Here is a 655-nt window from a genome sequence, read left to right as displayed (position 1 = left end):
CGTGCAGACCAGCACTGAAGGCCATCCCCAGTATCTACAGCTACGCCGAGCGCGGGCTTTCACGCTCAAAGAGATCGAGCGTTACGCTCAACGGTCGGTGGCGCCGGGAAGTACCGTTTACCGCGACGGCCTTGCCTGTTTCAAAGCTTTCGATGCGAGCAATTCAATTGCCTACACTCGCCAATCGTGACAAGCAAGTGGTGGTGCCAGTGCCCAGCATCCAGCCTTCAAATGGGGTCAATACCCTGGTGGGCAATGTGAAGAATGCACTGACCGGAACGTTCCATGGCGCCGGCTGGTTCATCGTCATGGAAGCCGTGACGACACTGCTGATTTTCTTCTTCCCGGTGATCGTCACCTGGCTGCCAAACCGGATGGCCATGGGTTGAGCGTACCCGCCGCCAGGCACAGACGTCTGCATCGCGGTGGGCGGCGTCGAGGAGCAGCGCCTGCAGCTCGTCGCGCTTGAGCCGATTCTCGAGTTGCTCGATATGCCCATGGGACAGCGCGCTATGGCGCGAGGCGTTGGCGTGGATCTTGATCCCATCGAGGCTGATCGTGCCCAGCGTGAGCAGGCGCATTTCTGCGCCATGTGCAGTAGCTGCACGAACAGGCCGGCCAGTTCGTCGAGAAAGCGGCGGCTGAAGCTGGCCAA

Annotated in this window: 2 protein-coding genes; both read left to right on the top strand. The window is 60.5% G+C overall.

The annotated features are described in order from the left end of the window. Positions 1 to 389, top strand: a 389-nt coding sequence (locus NA637_RS25255; protein ID WP_256075396.1) for a hypothetical protein, incomplete at its 5' end; no start/stop codon positions are given. Positions 390 to 425: 36 nt separating this feature from the next. Beyond that, the coding region (locus tag NA637_RS25820; RefSeq protein WP_423836767.1) for a hypothetical protein at positions 426 to 655 on the top strand (230 nt) is incomplete at its 3' end.

This window comes from Stutzerimonas stutzeri (genome assembly GCF_024448935.1).
Classification (GTDB): Bacteria; Pseudomonadota; Gammaproteobacteria; order Pseudomonadales; family Pseudomonadaceae; genus Stutzerimonas; species Stutzerimonas stutzeri_AO.
Note: the sequence above shows the minus strand (reverse complement) of the source record. Positions and strands in the feature narration are given on the sequence as shown.